Genomic DNA, 781 nt, shown 5'->3' with positions numbered 1-781 from the left:
AGACCCCGGATTACCAATACCTAGCTGCTCGCCTAGCGGTATTCCACCTACGTAAAAAAGCGTACGGCCAATATGAGCCGCCAACGCTGTTTGATCACGTGTCTCGTCTTGTAGATATGGGTAAGTACGACCAACATATCCTCGAAGACTACTCAAAAGCTGAACTGGACGAACTAGATTCTTACATCGACCACAAACGCGACCTTAACTTCTCTTACGCTGCGGTCAAACAGCTTGAAGGCAAGTACTTCGTGCAAAACCGTGTGTCTGGCGAGATCTACGAAAGTGCTCAGTTCCTTTACATTTTAGTGTCGGCTTGCCTATTCGCTAACTACCCGAAAGAAACACGTCTTGACTACATCAAGCGTTTCTACGATGCGACGTCAACATTTAAAATCTCTCTACCTACACCAATTATGTCTGGTGTACGTACCCCTACTCGTCAGTTCAGCTCATGCGTACTGATTGAGTGTGGTGACAGCCTAGATTCTATCAACGCAACTGCAAGTTCTATTGTTCGTTACGTATCTCAACGTGCTGGTATCGGTATCAACGCGGGTCGCATTCGTGCGCTAGGTTCTGAGATCCGTGGCGGTGAAGCGTTCCACACAGGTTGTATCCCGTTCTACAAGTACTTCCAAACAGCCGTAAAATGTTGTTCTCAAGGTGGTGTACGTGGTGGTGCAGCAACGGTGTTCTACCCAATGTGGCACGGCGAAGCACGTTCACTAATGGTGCTTAAGAACAACCGTGGTGTTGAAGAGAACCGCGTTCGTCACAT

1 protein-coding gene is annotated in these 781 nt (G+C 48.0%); it reads left to right on the top strand.

Translation table 11 applies throughout. The features are described from left to right. Positions 1-781, top strand: a 781-nt coding sequence (locus tag R7R78_RS25660) for a ribonucleotide reductase N-terminal alpha domain-containing protein (RefSeq protein WP_318119578.1), incomplete at both ends; no start/stop codon positions are given.

This window comes from Vibrio sp. 2134-1 (genome assembly GCF_033339495.1).
This window is presented reverse-complemented; position numbering and strand designations above follow the sequence as displayed.